Origin of the sequence: Actinomadura scrupuli (genome assembly GCF_050971785.1) — a bacterium.
In the GTDB taxonomy this organism is placed as follows: Bacteria; Actinomycetota; Actinomycetes; order Streptosporangiales; family Streptosporangiaceae; genus Actinomadura_E; species Actinomadura_E scrupuli.
The window spans coordinates 51,048-71,796 of record NZ_JBPCCU010000014.1 but is presented as its reverse complement, the minus strand read 5'-3'; the positions used below and the strand labels follow the sequence as shown (position 1 = coordinate 71,796).

Genomic DNA, 20,749 nt, shown 5'->3' with positions numbered 1-20,749 from the left:
TCCGGGACCGGGGCCGCCGGGCTCAGAGGCGGGCGCGGCCGGGCGTACGGCTGACCCCCGGGGCGGTGAGCACGCCCGGATCGAACTTGATCGGGAACGGCGTGTCCAGCCTCAGGCGCTGCCCGGAGACGGCCTCGCCGACCTTCACGTAGCCGTCGCCGTCGAGCCGGAAGGCCTCGACCAGCGGCCGGCCGAGCCCGAGCGGTTCGACCTGCAGGTAGGTGCCGATGCCGGCGGCGGCGTACAGGCCCGGCTTCCAGAGCAGGTCGAACTGCGCCTTGCCCGGCCCGAGGATCTCGGCGACCAGGGACACGTGCGACGGGTCCACGGCCGGGCCCTCGGCGAGGGCGGCGGCGGCCGCCACGACCATGCACGGGACCAGCAGGTCCGCACCGGCGGTGAGGGTGACGTCGCAGGAGGCCGCGGCGCCCTCGGGCGCGGCCGCTCCGAAGAGCTGGGCCAGGCGCCCGGCGATGGTGCGGTGACCCGGTACGGGGGGCGGGGAGACGATCAGCCGCCCGGCGATCAGCTCGTGCACCTCGTTGCCGGGAGGCAGCGCAAGCAGGTCCTCTGCGGAGTACCGGCCACGGCGGGGCCGGGGTACGGCGGGCATCATGCGGCCACTCTAAGCAGCCCACCCCGTCGCCGTGAGTGACTTTAACCGGCCATGACCCGGGCCCCCGGCGCGGATCCGGTGAGTCCGGCCCCGGGGCCTCGGCCGAACGGCCGATGCCGGGGCGGCCGCGGAGTCGTACCCTCGTCGGTCATGAGCGCGGGCACGCGGTTCGACCGGATCCAGTCCTGTGGCGGATGCCTGATCCGGAGCGTGGCGGCCGGTTTCCTGGGGCTGCTCCTGCTGATCGCCCTGCTCTCCGAGCGGCCCGACCCGCGCGGTCTGCTCCTGGCCGGGGCGGCCGCGGTGGCGGCGGCCGGGGCCCTCCTGCGCGGGCGGCTGGAGCTGTGGGCCACCGCCGCGGGCACGCTGTCCGTCGCCGTGACCGGGGCGGTCTCGGCGACCTCGCCGCCGCACGGCATCAGCATCGTCGTCGAGGGACTGTGCCTGGCGACGCTGGTGGTCCGGGTCGTGTGGCGCGCCGGGCCGAACCGAGTGGTCCCGCTCACCGTGCTGCTGGGCGCGGCGATCATCGTGTTCCCGCTGCGCTCGTCCACCTTCTGGGCGGTGCTGCTGTCGGCGCCGCTGGCCGTGCTGGTCGCCATCGCGGTCGGCGTCGGGGCCTACCTGCGGGCGATCGACAACCGGCGCGCCCGCTCGCTGGCCGAGGCCCGGCGGGACGAGCGGCTGGAGCTCGCCAGGGATCTGCACGACTTCGTCGCCCACCATGTGACCGGCATCGTGGTGCAGGCCCAGGCCGCGCGGTTCGCCACCGGCTCGGGCGTGGTCCAGACGCCGGCACAGCTGGACCAGATGCTCGGCGACATCGAGAAGGCGGGCGGTGAGGCGCTGTCCTCGATGCGGCGCCTGGTCGGCGTGCTCCGGGAGGCCCAGGGCGACGCGGCGACCCGCCCGGTCGGCGATCTGGCCCAGATCGGCGAACTCGTCACCGGTTTCACCGACCCGCCGGCGGTGCTGACGGTCGCTCCCGACCTGCCCCCGCTGCGCCCGGAGATCGCCACGTCGCTGCACCGGGTCGTCCAGGAGTCGCTGACCAACGCCCGCAAGCACGCGGCCGACGCGACCATGGTGCGGGTGACCATCCACCGGCTCGGCGACGAGGTCCAGCTCGCGGTACGCGACAACGGGCAGGGCCGCGGCCGGCGGCTGCCCGCGGGCGGGTACGGGCTCGCCGGCCTGCGGGAACGGCTGGAGACGCTGGGCGGCCGGCTGCACACCGGAGTACGGCCGGAGGGGGGATGGGAGGTCGTCGCGGTGCTTCCCCTGGGAAACTGATCCCGATGATCCGCACACTGATCGCAGACGACCAGCAGATGGTCCGGACCGGCTTCCGGATGATCATTGACTCGCAGCACGACATGGAGGTGGTCGCCGAGGCCGCCGACGGCGCCGAGGCGGTGTCGCTGGCCCGGCGGCTGCGTCCCGACGTCTGCCTGCTCGATATCCGGATGCCCACGATGGACGGGCTGGAGGCGACCCGGCTGCTGGCCGGGCCGGACGTGGCCGAGCCGCTGCGCGTGGTCATCGTCACGACCTTCGATCTGGACGAGTACGTCTACGGCGCGCTGCGCGGCGGCGCGGCCGGGTTCCTGCTGAAGGACAGCGGCCCCGCGCTGCTGGTGGAGGCGGTCCGGGCGGCCGCGCAGGGAGACGCCCTGGTGTCCCCCTCGGTGACAGTGCGGCTGCTGGCGGCCCTGGCCCGGGCCCCCGCCCCCGGCCGGCCGGCAGTGCGCGACCCGCTCACCGGCCGTGAACTGGACGTCGTACGGCTGGTGGCCCGGGGCCGTACCAACGAGGAGATCGCGAGCGAGCTGTTCGTGGCCCTGTCCACCGTCAAGACCCATCTGGGCAGCGTCCAGCGCAAGCTCGCCGCCCGCAACCGGGTCGAGGTCGCCGCCTGGGCGTGGGAGTCCGGCATCGTGGGCGGTACATGACGATCCTGTGGGCGGCGGCCGTGCTGGGATGGGGCGTGGTCGCGGCGGGACTGTGGCGGGGGCTTCGCGGGCGGGCGCGGTCGGCCGCCGTGATGGCGCACGCGCTGTCGCTGGGCGGGGTCTTCCTGCTCGGCACGATGCTCGGCTACGGCATGCTCCTCACCGTGATCTCCGCCACCGCCGGCTGGTGGGCGCTGGCCCTGGTGACCGGGCTGCGGCCGGAGCTGCTGGTGGACCCGCCACGCGGTGGGCTGCTGCGACTCGCCGCGTGGCTGCCCTTGTGGGCTGCGGTCGATCTGACCTGTAGCTGGGCGATAGGGGTTAAAGGTCCGTAGTATCCGGGGAGCGGTCGCAAACTCCCCGGAGGTGCGTCATGCCGTGTGGACTGTGCGGCGACATCATCCCGACCGAGATCGCCCGCTGCCCGGCATGCGGGGCATGGGCGAGACGCCGTGACTTCCGAGCCCTCGGCATCGGGGTCTTCATGCTGCTCGGCTTCAACGCGTTCATGGCGCTCGGCGCCGGGATCAGCCTGCTCAGGCTGCTGCGCCCGCTGTCGCGCATGCCCCGTGACTCCTACGACGCCTCCGTCACCGGCGGGACCCTGGTCCCGTACACCGACGTGTTCGCGATCTCTGGGGTGCTCGCCGTGATCACCGGCGCGCTCTTCCTCAGCTGGCTCTGGCGGGCGCACGGCCAGGCCGCGGGACGGCGGCGGCACGGCCGGCTGTGGGTGATCGCCTCGTGGGTGGTGCCGGGGGTCAACCTGTGGCTGCCGGCGAGGCTGGTCCACGACGTCTGGATGGGCAGCGGCCGTTTCCGCATCATCGACCGGCACCGGGCCGGCGCGCTGGTCACCGCGTGGTGGGCCTGCCTGCTGGCGTCCGCCGGGCTGGCGGAGGCGTTCCGGGCGGGCGGCACCGACACGCTCCGGGACGCCCAGCAGATGGTGCACCTCGGCATCGCCGCGGCCGCCTGCATCGCGCTGGCCGCCACGCTCTGCATGGCGATCGTCTTCCAGATCACCCGCCTCCAGGTCGAGCAGCCCGAGTAACCGTCCGGCGCACTGGAAATGGCGGTGTGTAAGCCGAAAGTCGCCTGGCGCCCGGCACGCGTCGATGCGGAGTCAGCCGGAGCCGCCCAGGGCGACCGTGGCGAGACGCTCCCACCGGTACACGTGCCCGGCTCGCGCCTGCGCCACCAGGTGAACGTCACGGATCGTCGCCTGGCAGGGCTCCGGCCGGGACCGCAACGCGTGGCGGATAGGGCCCGCGGGCTCCTCGGCGTTGCTATAGGCGACCGAGACGTGCGGTTCCCACCCCGGGCCGTCATCGAGCCGGGGGATGCCGGCGGTCTCCGTCATCGCCGCCCGGATGCCGTGACGGACCGGGTCGAGTGCCCCGGCGGGCCGGACGCCGAGCACCACCGCCTCGGTGTAGAACAGCGATTCGCCGATGTCCACCGTCACCGGGCCGAGCGCCCGCAGCCGCTCGGCGACGGCGGCGGTCAGGTTCCGCACCTCCGCCGGGCCGATCTCGTCCTCGAAGCCGACGATCTGCGTCGTCAGGTGCAGCCATTCGGCCGGAACCGGGTCCAGGCCGCCGATCCCGTCGAGCCGGCACTGGTACTCGGCGGCCAGCGCCCGGACGCCCGGCTGGTCGTGCAGCAGGATGTGCCAGACGAGCACGCGCCGCCCGGGCCGTACACCCGGACGCCACCACCAGTGATCGCTCATCCGCTCCGGGAACGAGTTCATCGGCGAGCGCTCCCGGACGCTGCGGGTACGCACAGTTCCCGATAGGCCTCCCGTAGCCGTGCCGCTTCGGACATGCCGCGCGCTTCCACGGTGGTGATCACCTCCGCCGCACGCCAGTGGTTGGACGGCACCAGGATGCCGCTCATCATCGCGGTGAGCGTCAGTTGTGCGGCCTCCTCCCCCTTGCCGGCGGCCAGCAGGGCCAGCGACAGATCAAGGCGCGCAACCGCGGCCCGGCGTGGACGAGGTGGGCCGTACACGGATGACTCCAGCCGCGCGAGCACCCGCCGGGCGTACCGCTCGGCAGCGGGATCACCGAGCCAGGACAGTGTCGTCGCGGCGTACGCCTCGGCTTTTCCGGGGTCGTAGCGGTAATGGTGTTCAGGACGCTCCGGCATGGGCAGCGCCGAGGAGAGCCGGTCGACACGGTCCAGTACGGCACGGGTCTGCCGACGTGCCGAGAGCCGTGCCCATGCTCTGCCTTCCTGCGCCGTCGCCTGGATGTACGCGGAGCTCCCGCGCGGAGCGATCTCCTGCGCGCCCTGGGACAGGGTCACAGCGCGCCTGTGGTCGCCCTCGGTGAGCGCCTGCCATGCCCGTGTTTCCACACACCATGCGGCGATCTCGGGATGCTCGGCGTGGCCCGCCAGCTGGGCGGCCGTGCGAAGTCTGGCGGCTGCGGCGGATCGCTGATGAAGATCGATATGGCAGGTCGAAGCGAGCAGTGACAGCCACCCGCCGAGCACCAGCAGCCGACGATGAGCGTTGAGCGTCTTCTTGGCATCGACCAGCCGACCGGCGTACGACAGGTGTCGACGCAGCCGATCGAGCAAGTCGGCCGGTGGCGTACTGGAGTAGGACGCTGCGAGGTCATCGACCGCGCGCTCGAACCGCAGCAGCGTCTCCTCGCTCACATCGCTGGCCGCGACCCGCCGGCTCAGCTCGAGAGCGTCGAGCTCGTCTTCGTCATCCGATGCCGTCCGCGCGGCCTCGGGTCCTCCCCCACCACGGGAGAACCCGTGACCGGCGAACAGCTCGTCCTCGTCCATGCCGAGTGCGGTGGCGCAGGCCAGCCGGTAGCGCTCGCTGACGCCCACCTTCCCGGTCTCCCAGCGCTTGAGGTAGCTGATCAGAGTGTCGGAGTCCGGGCGGGTTCCCGTGAGCGCGCGGCCGAGCCGGCGCGCCATCTCCGGCCGGTCCCATCCGCGTCGCCGGCGTTCGGCACGGAGGCGTTCGCCGCACGCACGTCGTTCTGCTTCCGAGGTCATCGCGGGCACCTCACCTCGCCGTATTCCCGAGCACACCGCCTGCTCCGGCCTGCCCCTCATTGTCACCTCCCGGACGGAAGCGCGCAGGTGTTCACTCAACGCGACGAATCAATCACATGAGGAGAGTGGCCAGGTGCACGCGTCCCCGGACGAGGAGACCATCGAGCAGATCACCGCGGAGTTCCGCGGCTGGCGGGTCTGGCGCCCCCGGCGCCGGGACGGCCGGCCGTCCTCGTGGGCGGCGACCCGCCACGACGAGTCCGCGGGCGTGGACCCGACCGTCATCGCCGACACGGCCGCGCAGTTGCGGGCGGCGCTGGCGGAGCAACGCGACCTCGCCGAGCGCGGCGGCCGGCCGCGGCCCGATCTGGATGAGATCTTCCCGGCGGGCGGCCGATGGTGAGCCGGGAGCGGGTGGCGCACCGCCGTGAGTTCACGGCCGCGGCACGGTCGCGGCGGACGGACGGACGCCCACAGGGGCCGCGTCGGGGTGGTCAGGGCAAAGCAACGGGAAGACAGCACCGGCCTCCCGCTCCGGGAACAGACGGACATCCACTTTGTCGGGGCCCTGCAGTGAGGTCACCGATCCGAGGGGCCCGAGCTGCCGGGGCTGGCGTGCCACGATCCACTCGGCGGGCGCTTGGGCGGGGTACCCGCCGGGGCCAGGTCCGCGTAGGGCGACATCGCGAACCCGTTGGCGTAGACGATCCGGGACGTGCCCAGACCCCGCGGCCCCGGTCCCGGCCCCGCCGCCGCCATGATCTCCCGGACGGCCGCCATCCCGCCGCGCCGCCACACCTCGTGCAGTCGGCCGAGATCCCAGCAGGCGGTGGCGTTGACCGAGACGGCCCGTTCGCCGGTGCGCCGCAGCCGGCCCTGGATCACCAGGAGCCACGAGCCGAAGACGGTGGCCGCGCAGCGGTCCTGTACCGACTCGAAGAACGTGGCGTCGACCGGGCCGGTCGCGTCGTCCACCGTGGCGAAGATGATCCGCTGCCCGGAACGCACCGCCGGGGTCTGGGTGGCGACCTTCACCCCGGCGACCAGCACCTCGCTGCCGCCACGCCGCCCGGCCAGGCCGGTGGAGCGTACGACCCCGAGCTCGGCCAGGAAGTCGTCGTAGAAGCTCAGCACGTGCCGGCTCACGTCCATGCCGAGGATCTCCAGCTCCGCCTCCACCACCTCGGCGTCCGTCATGGCGGGAAGGTCCCCGCCCGGGATCTCCTCCAGCAGGCCCGGCATCGGCAGCTGGTCCTGCCCGACCCCCTTGGGCCGCCGGCGGCCGGCCCGGTCCAGCGCGCCGACCTGGCAGAGCAGGTCCCGCCGCCGCAGGCCGGACCGGGACGCGTACAGGGAATCGAAGGCTCCGACCATGACCAGGCGTTCCGCGACCGGCCGGGAGACCTTCGCCCGCCGCCAGAAGTCGCCCAGCGAGTCGTACGGGCGCCCGGCCACGATCCGCTCGATCTCGGCGTCGCTGATTCCCCGGACCTGGCGGAGCGCCACCCGGATCCCGTACCCCCCACCGTGATCACGCGATCGCTCGACCGGCTGCGGCACCACCGAGAGGGCGGGCTCGATCCGCCAGTGGGCGGCGGAGCGGTTGACGTCCAGGGGCAGGATGGGGACGCCGAAGTGCCGGGCGTCGTCGAGGATGGCCCGCTGCGGGTAGAGGCCGGGTTCGTGGGTGAGCACGCCGGCGTAGAAGGCCGCGGGATGGTGCCGTTTGAGCCACGCCGACTGGTAGGTGGGCAGCGCGAACGACGCGGCGTGCGCCTTGCAGAACCCGAAGGCCCCGAACGCGGTCAAGGTCGTCCAGACCCGGTCGAGGGTGGCCGGGTCGTAGCCGCGCGCCCCCGCCGCCGCCCGGAAGAACGCCTCGACCTCGGCCTTGCCGGCCTCGTCGGCGAGCAGGCGGCGGAGCCGTTCGGCCTCCGAGAGCCCGCAGCCGGTCATCGTGTGGATGATCCGCAGCACCTGCTCGTGGAAGACCACCACGCCGAGGCTCTCGCGCAGCGCCTCGGTCAGGTCCGGATGCGGGTACGACGGCGGCCGGAGACCCTGGCGGCTCTCCAGGAACGGCGTGATCATGTCTGAGTTGACCGGGCCCGGCCGGAACAGCGAGATGTCGACGACCAGGTCGCCCAGATCGCGGGGCTTCAGCTTGGCGATCAGCTCCCGCTGGCCGGGTGACTCGATCTGGAAACAGCCGAGCGTCCGGGACGTCCGGATCATCTCGTAGGTCGGCTCGTCGTCCCGCGGGATCGCCTCGAGGTCCACCTGGGTCCCGGTGGCCCGGCTGATCTCCGACACCGAGTGCGCCATCGCCGACTGCATCCGCACCCCGAGCACGTCGAGCTTGAGCAGGCCCATCTCCTCGACGTCGTCCTTGTCGTACTGGCTCATGGGGAAGCCCACGAGGCTCCGCTCCACCGGCGTGCGGTCCAGCAGGGTGGCGTTGGAGACGAGCACCCCGCAGGGGTGCATGGCGACATGGCGGGGCAGTCCGTCGAGCCGCTGGGCGATCCGGAACAGCACGGCCAGCCGCCGCTGGGCCAGCCCGCTCTGCCGGAGTTCCGGCAGGTCCCGCAGGGCGGCGCCGATCTGACCGGCCCGGACGTGCGGGAACGTCTTGGCGATGGCGTCGATCTCGTGCGGCGGCAGCCCCACCGCGGCGCCGACGTCCCGGATGGCGCTGCGGGCCCGGTAGGTCTCCATCATCGAGACGCAGGCCACCCGCTCCTCACCGTACCGTTCGATGATCAGCCGGTAGGCCTCCAGCCGCCGCGCCGACTCCACGTCGAGGTCGATGTCGGGCAGGCCGGTCCGGCTGTCGGCGAGGAACCGCTCCATCAGCAGGCCGTGTTCGAGGGGGTTCACGTCGCTGATGCCGATGAGGTGGTTGACCAGGCTGCCGGCGCCGGAGCCGCGGATGGCGCACCGGATGCCATGGGCACGGATCAGCGCGGCGATGTCGGCGACCACGATGAAGTACGCCGACAGGCCCTTGCGCGCGATCACCTCCAGCTCCTGCTCCAGGCGCGGCCGTGCGGACCCGTCCAGACCGCGCCGGACGAGGCCGGCCTCGCACCGTGCCCGCAGCTCGGCCGGCGCGTCGCCGTCGACCTCCGGCAGCTGGGGGACCCCCAGGCCGAGATCTTCGCGGGGGTCCAGGACGCATCGCTCGGCGAGCCGCCGGGTGGTGGTGAGCAGCTCCCGGGCGGCGTCCTGGTCGGGGCCGCAGAGCAGCCCGGCCACCCGGCTCATCTCCGCGCCGGACTTGAGGTAGGCGTGCCCGGTCCGGTCCTCCAGGTGCCGGCGGTGCAGCGGGACCAGCTTGCGGGAGACGTCGAGCACCTGGGCGGCCGTCCGGTCCTCCGGGCGGAGGTAGCGCACCGCGTTGGACAGGATCACCGGCACACCGGCCTCCTCGGCCAGCGCCATCATGCGGACCGCGCGGTGGTCGTCACCGCGATCGTGGTGGTCGACGACCTCCATCACCACCTCGGCCGACTCGCGCCATCGCGCGAGCCGCCGGGCGGCCACGTCGGGGCGCCTGGCGGCGACGGCCCGTCCCACGTCCGAGCCGGGCCCGAGCAGCACGACCAGGCCGGTGGCGTGCCCCGCGATCAGCTCCCGGCTGGTGACGGGCCGGCCCCGGGCACCGGACAGATGGGTGGCGCTGACCAGCCGGCAGAGTGACTCCCAGCCCGGCCGCCCGGTGGCCAGCAGGGCCACCCGGTCCTGCCTGCCGACGGTGACCTTGCCTCCGTCGCCGTACGCGAGCTCACGCTCGCCCGCCACCGCGAGGTCGGTGCCGACGATGGCGCCGATGCCCGCGCGCCGGCAGGCGAGGACGTGCTTGACCGCGCCGTAGAGCCCGTCGCGGTCGGTCAGCGCCAGCAGGTCCATGCCGAGCTCGGCGGCCCGCTCCGCCAGTTCCCGTGGCTGCGCGAGGCCGTAGCGCATCGAGTACGCCGAGGCCACCCGCAGATGCACCCAGCTCAATCCCACACCCTCGACAGCATCCATGAGGCGGTGGCCGCGTCGAAACGCAGCTCGTAGACCCCGACCTCCTTGTCGGGCGAGGCCTCCACCCGCCAGAACTCACGCTCGCTGGGCTCCTCGGCGGCCTCGGGGTGCTGCTCCCGCCACCAGTCCCTGGTGGTGACCCAGTGCTCCAGGACCCGCCGCACCGTGTAGAGCCGGTCGCGCCATACGAATCTGATGGGGCGCCCGTCGTCGGTGGTGAACACGTCGACCGGGTCGCCGAATACGCGACTCATTACGCCTTACCCCTTGTCCCTGTCACCGCCAGGGGGAAGGCAGGCGGAACTTACACGATGTCGACCAGCGCGCTGCCGTCCGACGGCAGCGGCAAGTATTTCGAACATACGTTCGCGGGAGGTTCCGCGTCAAGCCGGGCTAACCGAGCAGCCGGGCGATCTGATCAGCGGCGACGGCGGGCGCGGCGGCGTCGGCCATGCCGCCGCCCGACCAGAGAAAGGACCAGCCCGCGGCGGACGCCGTCGCAAGGATCATGACGTTGCGGCCGGTGGCCGGGCTGGCCACCCGCAGCACGGATTCGCCCGCGCCGAGGATCCGGCAGCCGAGGCCGCGCACCTCGAGCTCGTAGGCCAGTGCGGCCAGATGGTGCCTGCGCGCCTCGACCAGCTCTTCTTGGGACCCGACAACCGGCGCCATCGCTTCAGTCACTCCTGTTCGCCGTCATCGCTCAGCCACACGTGCATGCCTACCACAGGAGAACACGGACTCCCGACCGGCCGGTGACGATCAGCACACGCTTGGCGACAATCGGTAACGTCCTCCGTCAGGATGACCCCAGAAGGCGATCACTACAAGTACTTCAACGAAGTCGATCAATTCAATTTTCGCGACATACGCCATCAGATCGGTAGGAAACAAGCCTCATCCATCACGAATCCATCGCACGATTTTCACGATTACCTCCCGAAAGACACGCAGTCACGCCACACTTACGTACGGTACCCGCCCCTGGAGGTGCTGAATGTCCGCCAGTCAGAGCCCGACCGTCCGCCGTCGGCGGCTGGGCATGGAGCTGCGCAAGCGCCGCGAGAGCGCCGGCATGCGGATAGAGGACGTCGCCAGAGCACTGGAGTGCTCGATGTCGCGCGTCAGCCGGATCGAGACCGGCCGCTCGGTGGCCCGCGGCCGCGACGTGCGCGACATGCTCAAGCTGTTCGGAGTGACCGACAAGGCGGAGTGCGAGCTGCTGACCGCCATCGCCCGGGAGGCACAGCAGAAGGGCTGGTGGAGCACCTACGAGGGGGTGCTCCCGGCCGGCCTCGACACCTACGTCGGGTTCGAGGAGTCCGCGGCCTCGCTGCGCAGCTTCCACAACACCCTCGTCACCGGGCTGCTGCAGACCGAGGAGTACGCCCGCGCCGCCGTCACGGCGGCGCTGCACACCAACGACCGCGAGGAGATCGAGCGGCTGGTACGGCTGCGGATGCGCCGGCAGGAGCTGCTCACCCGGGAGTCCCCGCTGGAGCTGTGGGTGATCCTGGACGAGGCGCTGCTCCGCCGCCCGATCGGCGGGCCCGAGGTCATGCGGGCCCAGCTCGTGCGGCTGCTGGAGGCGGCCGAGCTGCCCAACGTCACCCTCCAGGTGCTGCCGTTCGCCCGTGGCGGGCACGCGGGCCTGGACGGGCCGTTCACCATCATCACGTTCCCCGACCCCACCGATCTGGACGTCGTGTACGTCCCCGGCACGGTGTGGAACTCGTTTCTCGAGCGGGAGAAGGACGTCCACCGTCACACGGCCTGCTTCGACCACCTGCGGGCGGAGGCTCTGCCGCCCGACGAGTCGGCCGAGCTCATCGCCGAGGCGGCGGATGGTCACAAGTCCTCGACCGCCTGGGCACCCACCCCGGCGGGATGAGGATCGGCACGCACACCGGAAAGGAGGCAAGAGGATGAGTAGCCACCTTGATCTCACCCACGCGCGCTGGCGGAAGAGCGCGCGCAGCGCGGCGAACGAGGCCTGCGTCGAGGTCGCACCCCTGGAGCGCGTCATCGCGGTCCGCGATTCGAAGCACCCCGACGGCCCCTCGCTGATGTTCTCCGACCACGCATGGTCGGCGTTCCTCAGCACGGTCAAGGAGGGCTGAGCCACGCGGACGCCCTGCCCGCCTTTTCCCGCGCCCGGGCAGGGCGTCACCCGTCGGGCCGAGGAGCCTGTCGCACGGGCCCGGTCTGTCCGCCGAAGACGCCTGGACGGCACGGGAACCAGGGGCGGACCTCGCTAGTCTGTTTCCTCGCAAGCCGTTATCAACGGGCAAGAGGCGACAAGAGGCGATATGACCATGCATTCCCGGCCAGGCGCCGAATCGCTACGACCCGGCGATCCGCGAGAACTGGGGCCCTACCGGGTGATCGGAAGGCTGGGCCGGGGCGGCATGGGCACGGTCTACCTCGCCGAGACGGCCAGTGGCGCACCCGCCGCGGTCAAGGTCATCAACGCCGACCTGGCCGACGACCCGTCCTTCCGCGACCGGTTCCGCCGCGAGGTGGACGCCGCCCGCAGGGTCCGCCGCTTCTGTACGGCTCCGGTGGTCGACGCCAATCTGGACGACGACCCGCTCTACGTCGTCACCGAGTACGTCGAGGGCCTCAACCTCGACGAGCGGATCAGCACCAGCGGGCCGATGCAGGGTTCGAGCCTGGAACATCTGGCGGTCGGGGTCGCGACCGCGCTGACCGCCATCCACGGTGCCGGCATCGTGCACCGCGATCTCAAGCCCGCCAACGTGCTGCTGTCGCCGATCGGCCCGCGGGTCATCGACTTCGGCATCGCCCGCGCCCTCGACACGGTCACCCAGGCCACCCGCACCGGCCAGTTCATCGGTACCCCCGCGTACATGGCCCCCGAGGTGATCGCTGGCCAGACCGCCACTCCCGCCGCGGACGTCTTCGCCTGGGGCGCCGTCGTCGCCTATGCCGGCACCGGCCGGGCACCGTTCCAGGCGGCCACCGTGCCGGCGATCCTCTACCAGGTCACCCAGGGCCAGCCCGTACTCGACGGGCTGGACCGGACCGTGCGGGCCATGGTCGAACGCGCGCTGGCCAAGGACCCACGGCAGCGTCCCACCGCACAGCAGTTGCTGGACGGCCTGGTCGGCCAGGAACACGCCGACACCGAGGCGGTGACCGCCTCGCTCAGGAGCGACTGGCGGGGCGTCACCCGCGCCGACGGCCCGCCGCAGCCCCCCACCAGGGTGGCGCCCCGGCGTGTCCCCTCCCCGCGCACCCGCTGGATCCTCACCGGGGTGGCGGCCGTGGCCGGTGCCGCGCTGCTCGCCACCGTCCTCGCGCTCGCGCTGGGCGGCGACGACGGGCCGCCCACGAGCGCCACCCCGGTCTTCAGCGACGACTTCGCCGGCAGCGGATCGGGCTGGGAGGGCGGCGCCTACACCGAGTACCCCTTCTCCACCAGCGGTTACCGATACGGCGCGTACGCCGTGAAGGTCGGCGGCTCCGACACGCTCCGTCTCGCCCGCGCCCCGTACAAGGGCGTCATGCCGCAGCGCGCCCTGATCTCAGCCGACATCATGGTGCGTTCCGGTCCCGACTACGGGCAGGTCGGGCTGTTCTGCCGCGACTCCAAGGACGACAGGGAATCGGGCGGATACCTGTTCCTGGTACGGGTCGACGGCAAGGGCGTGCTCATCCGCAAGGTCTACGGCGTGACGACCGCCCAGCAGCTCCTCGCCGGCACCACCGCGCCGGGCTTCCGGCCCGGGAAGCAGAACCGGCTCCAGATCGCCTGCGAGCAGCAGGGCAAGAAGGTCCGGCTACGGCTGTGGATCAACGAGCGGCTCGCCGCGGACCACGTCGACGGGACGGCCGCCCTCTCCGCCGACGGCCTGGCCGGCACGCTGGTCGCCCAGCAGAACGGCGGCGGGAACGGCGTGACGGCGGACTTCGACAACTTCGAGATAGCCCAGATCAACGGCTGATCCGGCGGGGGTGGCCCCGGCTCACAGGTGGGCGCGGATCCAGCGGGCGAGCTCGGTGAACACCAGGTCCCGTGCCGGTTTGGCGGACAGCACCAGGTCGTGCATGCCGCCGTCGATCCGCACGATGGTCACGTGCGGGCCGAGGCCGCTGGACCAGCGGGCGATGTGCGCGACGTCCAGCACGATGTCGGCGCCGGTGACGTCCACGCCCGCCTTGGGCTTCACCGTCGTGGCGGAGGCCATGACCAGCACCGGGACGTCGATCGCCAGCCCGGCGTGCAGTCTGCGCTGCCCCCTGCGGATCGCGGCCAGCCAGGCCGCCCGGATCGGGAAGCCCGCCAGCGGCTTCCAGTTCAGGTCGAACTCCCACTCCCCGTCGTGGTCGCGGTGGATGCTGCGCACGTAGTGCTCCGACAGCGCCGCCGGCAGCTTGGCCAGCGGCCGGGGCCGCGCCAGTGAGCGGGCCAGCGCCACTCCCGCCACCCGCAGGAACGCCGACTCGTTGAGATCGAAGAACGGGCTGTTGAGGAAGACGCCCTGGACGAGCCCCTGGCCGCGGACCCGGTCGGCCCACAGCGCGGCGATCAGCCCGCCGGTGGAGTGCCCGTTGAGCAGCAGTACGTCATGGTCCTCGCGGATGATCCGGACGGCCTCGTCGAGCTCGGGGAAGTAGTCGGTGAGGCTGCCGATGAAGTTGGGGGTCTGGTGCGGCAGCAGCGACCGGCCGTACTTCCGCAGGTCCAGGGCGTAGAAGTCGAAGCCCTGCTCGACGTAGAAGTCGGCCAGATGCCGCTGGAAGAAGTAGTCCACGAAGCCGTGGACGTAGAGCACCGCGCGCCGGGACGGCTCCGCGGTGCTCCGCCGCACCAGCGTGGCGACGACCTCGCCCTCGGGGTCCTCCCCCAGGGGAAGCACGGTCGCCTCGTAACCCTCGCCCAGAATGTCTTCCATGCCAGGAGACTACTTGCGCTTGGTCACCACGACCGGGTGGTACCAGGGCGAGTAACCCTTCTCACCGACGAAGACGTAGTGGTCCCCGTGCACGTAGAGCGCGGTGTCGGAGTCCACCCGGTCCAGTCCGAGGACCTGGGCGCCGCCCTGCTGCCGGCCGTCCGGCACGTTCAGGGTACGCATTTCGGGGCGCGCGCTGGAGCCGGTGACCACGTACGCCTTGCCCCCCGCCACCTGGACCGTCTCGATGGAGTTCCGGCCGAGGCTCTTGCGCCAGAGCCGGTGCCCGTCGGTCAGGCTGTAGCCGACCAGCGCGTACTTGCCGCGCTGCGACCGGGTGGCGGCGACGAGCGCGCCGTCTCCGACGATCAGCCGCCGCACCGGGGCGGCGTCGAAGCCGTACGTGCTGGAGTCGAGCGTCTCACCGTCGGCGGACAGCATGGGGATGGTGGCCCGGATCCGGCCGGCCTCGTCGAAGGCCATCACGCTGTCGACCCCGCGCTTGCCGCCCTCGCTCACCTGCACCACCGCCGGAGAGGCCGACAGCAGGGAGAGGTTGATGGATTCGGTGCGCGTGGGCACCGGGCTCTCCCAGCGCTGCCGGCCGGTGGCGGCGTCCAGCGCCCGGACCTTCGGCGCGGACCGGGTGCAGTCGACCTTGGTCAGCACCTGGTCGCCCCCGCCGCCGACCCAGTCGAACCGGCAGCTGCTCTCCTCGACCTGCCCGGGCGCGTGCGACCAGCGCTTGACGCCGGTGCGCAGGTCGAGCCCGGTGATGGCCTCCGAGGTCTTCAGCACCGCGGTCTGGCCGGCGACGTCGACGAAACCGGCGGAGGTGCTGCTGGACAGGCTGGTGCTGGTGAGCGCCTGCTCCCACAGCGCGCGCCCGCTACCGAGCTCGATGGCGGCCACCCGGTCGCAGGGCTTGTTCTCCGTCGCGTAGGCGACCAGGCCGATGTCCCCCGACAGGTGGGCGCTCATCCCGCACAGCACCTGCCGGTCCGGGATCGGAAAGGTCCAGCGCTGATGGCCGGTCGCGACGTCATAGGCGATGAGCCCGTCGAAGCGGGCCCGCACGACGGTCTGACCCGAGATCCAGCTGCCGTCGGCGTCCTCGCTGCCGCTGCGTTCGTACGGCGCCTGCCAGACCGCGCCCAGCGTCTTCCCGTGCGCCCATTCGAAGATCGCCAGTCCGGGGTAGACGCCGGCCACGAGCGCGCCGAGCAGGAACACGCCGAACACCCGGCGGGCGACCTCGCGTGCCTTCAGCGAACGGACGATCATGACTGCCGCCAGCGGGAACAGCGGGAACAGCGCGAAGAACGACAGCAACAGCATGGGCGTGGTCCCGCGCGGGCAGGGCCCGTGGCTGATGCCCTTGGAGCTGCCGCAGGAGCCGCCGGCCTCGACCGCGACCGCCGTCCAGCTGCGCACCTGGAGGGTCAGCGCGATGCCGAGCCCGACCGCCACGAGCAGGCCGACCGCCACCCCCCGCACCGTGAGCGTCGGCCGGCCGGCCGCCCGGGCCTGCGGGGGGAGCACACTGTTGAACGCCATGACGGGCACCTCGGTCTTTCTGCGCCCGCGCGGCGCGGCTCGGAGTATCACAGCAGGTGGCCGGTGCACATGCCGGACACTTCACCGATTTCCTGGGGCACGATTCGATGTCACGGATGTGACGCTGGACCTCGGCGAAGAGTTCGGCGGACCTTCTTACGAACCCGGTTGCCCACCGGCCTCCAGGTCCCCCTCGAGCTGCAGGTAGGTCCGGCGGAGCCGGTCCAGGACCTCCGGGTCCGGCTCGGCCCACAGCGAGCGGTCTGCGGCCTCGAGGAGCCGCTCGGTGATGCCGCGCAGCGCCCATGGGTTCGACCTCTCCATGAACTCGCGGGTCTCGGCGTCGAAGACGTACTCCTCGGCGAGCTTCTCGTACATCCAGTCGTCGACCACACCGGCGGTCGCGTCGTACCCGAACAGGTAGTCCACCGTGGCGGCCAGCTCGAAGGCGCCCTTGTAGCCGTGCCGGCGCATCGCGGAGATCCAGCGCGGGTTGACCACCCGGGCCCGGAACACCCGGTGCGTCTCCTCGGCCAGCGTCCGGGTCTTCACCGAGTCCGGCACCGCCGAGTCCCCGACGTAGGCGGCCGGGCTGGCGCCGGTCAGCGAGCGCACCATCGCGACCATGCCGCCGTGGTACTGGAAGTAGTCGTCGGAGTCGACGATGTCGTGCTCGCGGTTGTCCTGGTTCTTCGCGGCGACGGAGATGCGCCGGAAGGACGCCTCCATGTCCGGCCGGGCCTCCTTGCCGGCCAGCCCGCGGCCGTAGGCGTAGCCGCCCCAGACCGCGTACACCTCGGCCAGGTCCGCGTCGTCCCGCCAGTTGCGCGAGTCGATGAGCGGCAGCAGCCCGGCGCCGTACGCGCCCGGTTTCGAGCCGAAGATCCTGGTGGTGGCGCGCCGCCAGTCGCCGTGCGCCGCGTGGTCCTCGACGGCGTGCGCGCGGACGTGGTTACCGGGTTCGTCCAGGGCCGCGACGGCCGCTATGGCATCGTCGATCAGCGTGATGACATGCGGGAACGCGTCCCGGAAGAACCCGGAGATGCGCACCGTGACGTCGATGCGGGGCCTGCCGAGCTCGGCGGCGGGGATCACCTCGAAGCCCGTCACCCGCCGTGAGGCGTCGTCCCACACGGGCCGTACGCCGATCAGCGCGAGCACCTCGGCGAGGTCGTCGCCCTGGGTGCGCATCGCCGAGGTCCCCCAGACCGTGAGGCCCACCGAGCGCGGGTACTCCCCCGTGTCGGCGAGGTGCCGGGCGATGAGCGAGTCGGCCAGCGCGACCCCGACGTCCCAGGCGTTGCGGGAGGGGATCGCCTTGGGGTCGACGGAGTAGAAGTTCCGCCCGGTCGGCAGCACGTTGACCAGGCCACGGGTGGGCGAGCCGGACGGCCCCGCGGGCACGTGGCCGCCGTCGAGCGCGTGCAGCACCGCGTCGATCTCGCCGCTCGTCGCGTCCAGCCGCGGCACCAGCTCGGTGGCACCGAACTCCAGGACCCGGACGACCGCGGGCACGGCCGCGCCGAGTACCCCGGCGCAGACGGCGGGGGCCTTGGCGGCGTCCCAGCCGAGCGCCTCCATGCCCTCGACCAGCCGGCGGGCGACCGCCTCCAGCAGGTCCACCACGTCCGACGCGGTCCGCGCCGCCCCACCCCCGGCGTGATCACGCAATCGTTCGTCGATTGATTGCATGATCACGCCGGGGGTGGTGAGGAGTTCCTTCTCGTTCAGGCCGTACGCCTGCGCGAGCGCGGCGCGCAGGCCGGGCAGGGCGCCGGCGACCCCGCCCCAGACCTGGGCGGAGCGCAGCACGGCGAGCACCAGGTTGGTCTGTGCCTCGCCGGTGGGCGCGGCGCCGAGGATGTGCAGGCCGTCGCGGATCTGGACGTCCTTGATCTCGCACAGGTAGCCGTCGACGTGCAGCACGAACTCGTCGAAGTCGTCGTCGCCGGGCTGGTCGGAGATGTGCAGGTCGTGGTGGAGCTGGGCGGCCTGGATCAGCGTCCAGATCTGGGCCCGCACCGCGGGGAGCTTGGCGGGGTCGAGGGCCTGCACGGTGGCGTACTCGTCCAGCAGCTGTTCCAGCTTGGCCAGGTCGCCATAGGTGTCGGCGCGGGCCATCGGCGGCACCAGGTGGTCGACGACCGTGGCGTGCGCGCGGCGCTTGGCCTGGGTGCCCTCGCCGGGGTCGTTGACGATGAACGGATAGATCAGCGGCAGGTCGCCGAGCACCGCGTCGGGCGCGCACGACGACGAGAGTCCCAGGCCCTTGCCGGGCAGCCACTCCAGCGTGCCGTGCTTGCCGAGGTGGATGACGGCGTCGGCGGCGAACTCCTCCTCCAGCCAGCGGTAGGCGGCGTAGTAGTGGTGCGACGGCGGCAGGTCGGGGTCGTGGTAGATGGCGACCGGGTTCTCGCCGAATCCCCGCGGTGGCTGGATCATCAGCACGACCTTGCCGAACCGCAGCGCCGCCAGCACGATGCTGCCGCGGTCGACGTACAGCTCGCCGGGCGGCTCGCCCCAGTGCGAGCGCATCCGCTCGCGCAGCGGCTCGGGCAGCGCGTCGAACCAGCGCTGGTAGGTGCCCGGCGCGACCCGGGCCGGGGACAGCCTCAGCTGCTCCTCGGTGAGCCATTCGAGGTCGTGGCCGCCCGCGGCGATCAGTGCGTGGATGAGCGCGTCGCCGTCCTCGTGGTCCTCCCAGAGCGACCGGTCGTCCCCGAGGTCGTACCCCTGCTCGGCCATCGCGCGCAGCAGCCGTACGGCCGAGGTGGGCGTGTCGAGTCCGACGGCGTTGCCGACCCGGGCGTGCTTGGTCGGGTACGACGACAGCATGATGCCGACGTGCTTGGCCTGGTTGGGCGTGTGGGCGAGCATCGCGTGCCGGACGGCGATCCCGGCGACCCGGGCGGCGCGTTCGGGGTCGGCCGCGTAGACGGGGACGCCGTCGGGGCCCTCCTCCTTGAAGGAGAACGGCACCGAGATGAGCCGGCCGTCGAACTCGGGGATGGCGACCTGCATGGCCGCGTCCATCGGGGCGAGCGCGGCGTCGGACTCCTCCCAGGCCGCGCGGGAGGAGGTCAGGCAGAGCCCCTGGATGATCGGCACGTCCAGCGTCGCCAGCACGCCGGCGTCCCAGGAGTCCTCGTCGCCCCCGGCGCTCGCGGTGGCGGCCACCGCGCCGCCGGCCGCCAGCACCGTCACGATCAGCGCGTCCGCCCGCCGGAACAGCTCGGTCAGCCCCTCGTCGGCACCGCGCAGCGACCCGCAGAAGACCGGCAGCGCGGTCGCGCCGCGAGCCTCGATGGCCTCGCACAGCGTGTCGACGAAGGCGGTGTTGCCGGACAGCTCGTGCGCCCGGTAGAAGACCACCCCGACGACCGGACCGGCCCCGGCCGGCTCGTGCTGCCCGTGCGCGGCGGATCCGTGCACGCCGTAGGACGGCATGGCGATGGGCGGCTCGAAGCCCTCTCCGGTGAGCAGCACCGTGTCGGACAGGAACCGGGCGAGCTCCCGCAGGTTGGCGACGCCGCCCTCGCGCAGGTAGTCGAGGGCCTCGGCGACCACCCCGGCGGGCACCGTGGACAGCGCCATGAGCTCGGCGTCCGGGGTGGCCTCCCCGCCCAGCAGGATCAGCGGCAGCGTCGTCCGCCGCAGCGCGTCGATGCCCTCCGGCCAGGTCCTCCGCCCGCCGAGCAGGCGGACGACGACGAGGTCGACGCCGTCGAGGAGTTCGTCGAGCCGGGTCACCCGGGCCGGGTTGGCCGTGACGTAACCGGCGTCCGCCGAACGGGCGGCGAGCAGCTCCGTGTCGGCGGTGGACAGCAGCAGAACGCGCATGGGAGGTCCTCCTCCGGGGGTCCGCGCCCCGGTCGGGTGAAGGGTCGGCGACGGCCGGAAGTGTCTGGCTTCTCAGGCGGAGCGCCTGTTCACAGTTGCGGGACAGCCCCGGATTCACACCGGGTTCCTCCCTGTGCCGTCGCCGGGTCAGTCTATGGGCCCGGCACCGGCAGGCCGTCAGGCGTACAGCTCCCAGCGGGCCTGCCGGCGGACCAGCAGCTCCCTGGTGAGCAGCAGGGTGCGCTCCTCGATGCCGGACCAGACCTGGTCGACGATCCAGCGCAGTTTCACCAGCCCGTCCGGATGGCCGGTGCCGGTGGCGACCAGGACGTTGCGGGCGGGCACCGCCACGACGACGTCACCGTCGACGTCCTGGGCGAGCTTCTCCATCATCGCGTCGTCCAGCAGCAGCCCCGACTCCAGGTCACCGCCCAGCGAGACCGACACCGCCTTGGCGTCCGGGTACCAGGTGAAGCCCAGGTCGGGGCGGCGGGTGCGCAGGTTCGCGGTCGATTGCTGCCGCAGCGCCTCCGGGAGCAGCCCGGTCTGCGCGCAGTAGCGCCGGGTGACGTACTCGCTCTGCCGCCTGCCCGAGCCGGCCTCCTGCTCGGGCAGGTCGAAGGCGTAGGTGAGGTAGAGGTCGGCGATGAACGGCTCGCGGATCGGCTCCTCGTCCGGCGGCGGCGGAAACTCCAGCCGCAGGTCCACCGGGACGCGCGCCTTCATCACCGGCACGATGAGCGTATGCCGTGGCTCGGTCATCGGCGATCCTCCGGGCGTTTCGAGTCGATCATCCAAGGGGCGCTCAG

The 20,749-nt window shown here is 72.3% G+C and carries 18 protein-coding genes and 1 riboswitch; of the genes, 8 read left to right on the top strand and 10 right to left on the bottom strand.

The genetic code is table 11. The features are described 5' to 3' along the window. Positions 1-22 precede the first annotated feature (22 nt). Complete coding sequence (locus ACRYCC_RS40710; RefSeq protein WP_433819441.1) at positions 23-616, bottom strand: Uma2 family endonuclease; 594 nt, start codon at positions 614-616, stop codon at positions 23-25. Positions 617-766: 150 nt separating this feature from the next. Here ACRYCC_RS40710 and ACRYCC_RS40705 point away from each other — a divergent pair, with 150 nt between their 5' ends. From ACRYCC_RS40705 to ACRYCC_RS40690, 4 genes are read left to right on the top strand one after another with little or no spacing between them, the layout of a single operon-like run. Next, on the top strand, positions 767-1,909 hold the full coding sequence (locus ACRYCC_RS40705; protein ID WP_433819440.1) for a sensor histidine kinase: 1,143 nt from the start codon (positions 767-769) through the stop codon (positions 1,907-1,909). A 5-nt stretch (positions 1,910-1,914) separates the two neighbouring features. Continuing rightward, the gene (locus ACRYCC_RS40700; protein ID WP_433819439.1) at positions 1,915-2,568 is read left to right on the top strand and encodes a response regulator; all 654 of its coding nucleotides are present in this window, start codon (positions 1,915-1,917) and stop codon (positions 2,566-2,568) included. Beyond that, positions 2,565-2,903: a hypothetical protein gene (locus ACRYCC_RS40695; protein ID WP_433819438.1), complete on the top strand. Its 339-nt coding sequence runs from the start codon at positions 2,565-2,567 to the stop codon at positions 2,901-2,903. Before ACRYCC_RS40700 ends, ACRYCC_RS40695 begins: the two co-directional genes overlap by 4 nt. Positions 2,904-2,941: 38 nt before the next feature. Next, positions 2,942-3,622: a DUF4328 domain-containing protein gene (locus ACRYCC_RS40690; protein WP_433819437.1), complete on the top strand. Its 681-nt coding sequence runs from the start codon at positions 2,942-2,944 to the stop codon at positions 3,620-3,622. 72 nt (positions 3,623-3,694) lie between these two features. On the opposite strand, the gene ACRYCC_RS40685 is transcribed toward ACRYCC_RS40690, so the two are convergent. Further along, positions 3,695-4,324: a 2'-5' RNA ligase family protein gene (locus tag ACRYCC_RS40685; RefSeq protein ID WP_433819436.1), complete on the bottom strand. Its 630-nt coding sequence runs from the start codon at positions 4,322-4,324 to the stop codon at positions 3,695-3,697. Continuing rightward, the gene (locus tag ACRYCC_RS40680) at positions 4,321-5,592 is read right to left on the bottom strand and encodes an NsdA family TPR-like regulatory protein (protein ID WP_433819435.1); all 1,272 of its coding nucleotides are present in this window, start codon (positions 5,590-5,592) and stop codon (positions 4,321-4,323) included. The genes ACRYCC_RS40685 and ACRYCC_RS40680 overlap by 4 nt, the downstream gene beginning before the upstream one ends. A 133-nt stretch (positions 5,593-5,725) precedes the next feature. Between ACRYCC_RS40680 and ACRYCC_RS40675 the strand changes: the two genes are divergently transcribed. Then, positions 5,726-5,995, top strand: coding sequence for a hypothetical protein (locus tag ACRYCC_RS40675; protein WP_433819434.1), 270 nt, complete (start codon positions 5,726-5,728; stop codon positions 5,993-5,995). A 176-nt stretch (positions 5,996-6,171) separates the two neighbouring features. Here the strand turns inward: ACRYCC_RS40675 and ACRYCC_RS40670 are convergent, their stop codons facing one another. The 3 genes from ACRYCC_RS40670 to ACRYCC_RS40660 all read right to left on the bottom strand — a co-directional run bounded on the left by ACRYCC_RS40670 (position 6,172) and on the right by ACRYCC_RS40660 (position 10,296). Beyond that, a complete protein-coding gene (locus ACRYCC_RS40670; protein WP_433819433.1) occupies positions 6,172-9,606 on the bottom strand; it encodes a DNA polymerase III subunit alpha in 3,435 nt (1,144 codons plus the stop codon). Further along, positions 9,597-9,878, bottom strand: a complete 282-nt coding sequence (locus ACRYCC_RS40665; protein ID WP_433819432.1) for a DUF6504 family protein — start codon at positions 9,876-9,878, stop codon at positions 9,597-9,599. Before ACRYCC_RS40665 ends, ACRYCC_RS40670 begins: the two co-directional genes overlap by 10 nt. A gap of 139 nt (positions 9,879-10,017) precedes the next feature. Next, on the bottom strand, positions 10,018-10,296 hold the full coding sequence (locus ACRYCC_RS40660) for a hypothetical protein (RefSeq protein ID WP_433819431.1): 279 nt from the start codon (positions 10,294-10,296) through the stop codon (positions 10,018-10,020). 325 nt (positions 10,297-10,621) lie between these two features. Between ACRYCC_RS40660 and ACRYCC_RS40655 the strand changes: the two genes are divergently transcribed. The 3 genes from ACRYCC_RS40655 (at position 10,622) to ACRYCC_RS40645 (ending at position 13,592) form a co-directional block, all read left to right on the top strand. After that, positions 10,622-11,515, top strand: coding sequence for a helix-turn-helix domain-containing protein (locus ACRYCC_RS40655; protein ID WP_433819430.1), 894 nt, complete (start codon positions 10,622-10,624; stop codon positions 11,513-11,515). A gap of 34 nt (positions 11,516-11,549) precedes the next feature. Next, positions 11,550-11,744 (top strand): DUF397 domain-containing protein, encoded by a 195-nt coding sequence (locus tag ACRYCC_RS40650; protein ID WP_433819429.1) that lies wholly within the window; start codon positions 11,550-11,552, stop codon positions 11,742-11,744. 189 nt (positions 11,745-11,933) lie between these two features. Beyond that, a complete protein-coding gene (locus ACRYCC_RS40645) occupies positions 11,934-13,592 on the top strand; it encodes a serine/threonine-protein kinase (RefSeq protein ID WP_433819428.1) in 1,659 nt (552 codons plus the stop codon). A gap of 21 nt (positions 13,593-13,613) precedes the next feature. Here ACRYCC_RS40645 and ACRYCC_RS40640 read toward each other — a convergent pair whose 3' ends face one another. The 4 genes from ACRYCC_RS40640 to ACRYCC_RS40625 all read right to left on the bottom strand — a co-directional run bounded on the left by ACRYCC_RS40640 (position 13,614) and on the right by ACRYCC_RS40625 (position 20,702). Continuing rightward, complete coding sequence (locus ACRYCC_RS40640; RefSeq protein WP_433819427.1) at positions 13,614-14,543, bottom strand: alpha/beta hydrolase; 930 nt, start codon at positions 14,541-14,543, stop codon at positions 13,614-13,616. 9 nt (positions 14,544-14,552) lie between these two features. Next, entirely contained in the window at positions 14,553-16,100 is a 1,548-nt protein-coding gene (locus tag ACRYCC_RS40635; RefSeq protein ID WP_433819426.1) for an outer membrane protein assembly factor BamB family protein, read from the bottom strand. Positions 16,101-16,256: 156 nt separating this feature from the next. Beyond that, positions 16,257-19,940, bottom strand: a complete 3,684-nt coding sequence (gene cobN / locus ACRYCC_RS40630) for a cobaltochelatase subunit CobN (RefSeq protein WP_433819425.1) — start codon at positions 19,938-19,940, stop codon at positions 16,257-16,259. A gap of 39 nt (positions 19,941-19,979) precedes the next feature. Continuing rightward, a riboswitch (cobalamin riboswitch) is annotated at positions 19,980-20,126 on the bottom strand. Further along, positions 20,118-20,702, bottom strand: a complete 585-nt coding sequence (locus ACRYCC_RS40625; protein ID WP_433819424.1) for a DUF1444 domain-containing protein — start codon at positions 20,700-20,702, stop codon at positions 20,118-20,120. (Overlaps the previous riboswitch by 9 nt.) Between the last annotated feature and the right edge of the window lie 47 nt (positions 20,703-20,749).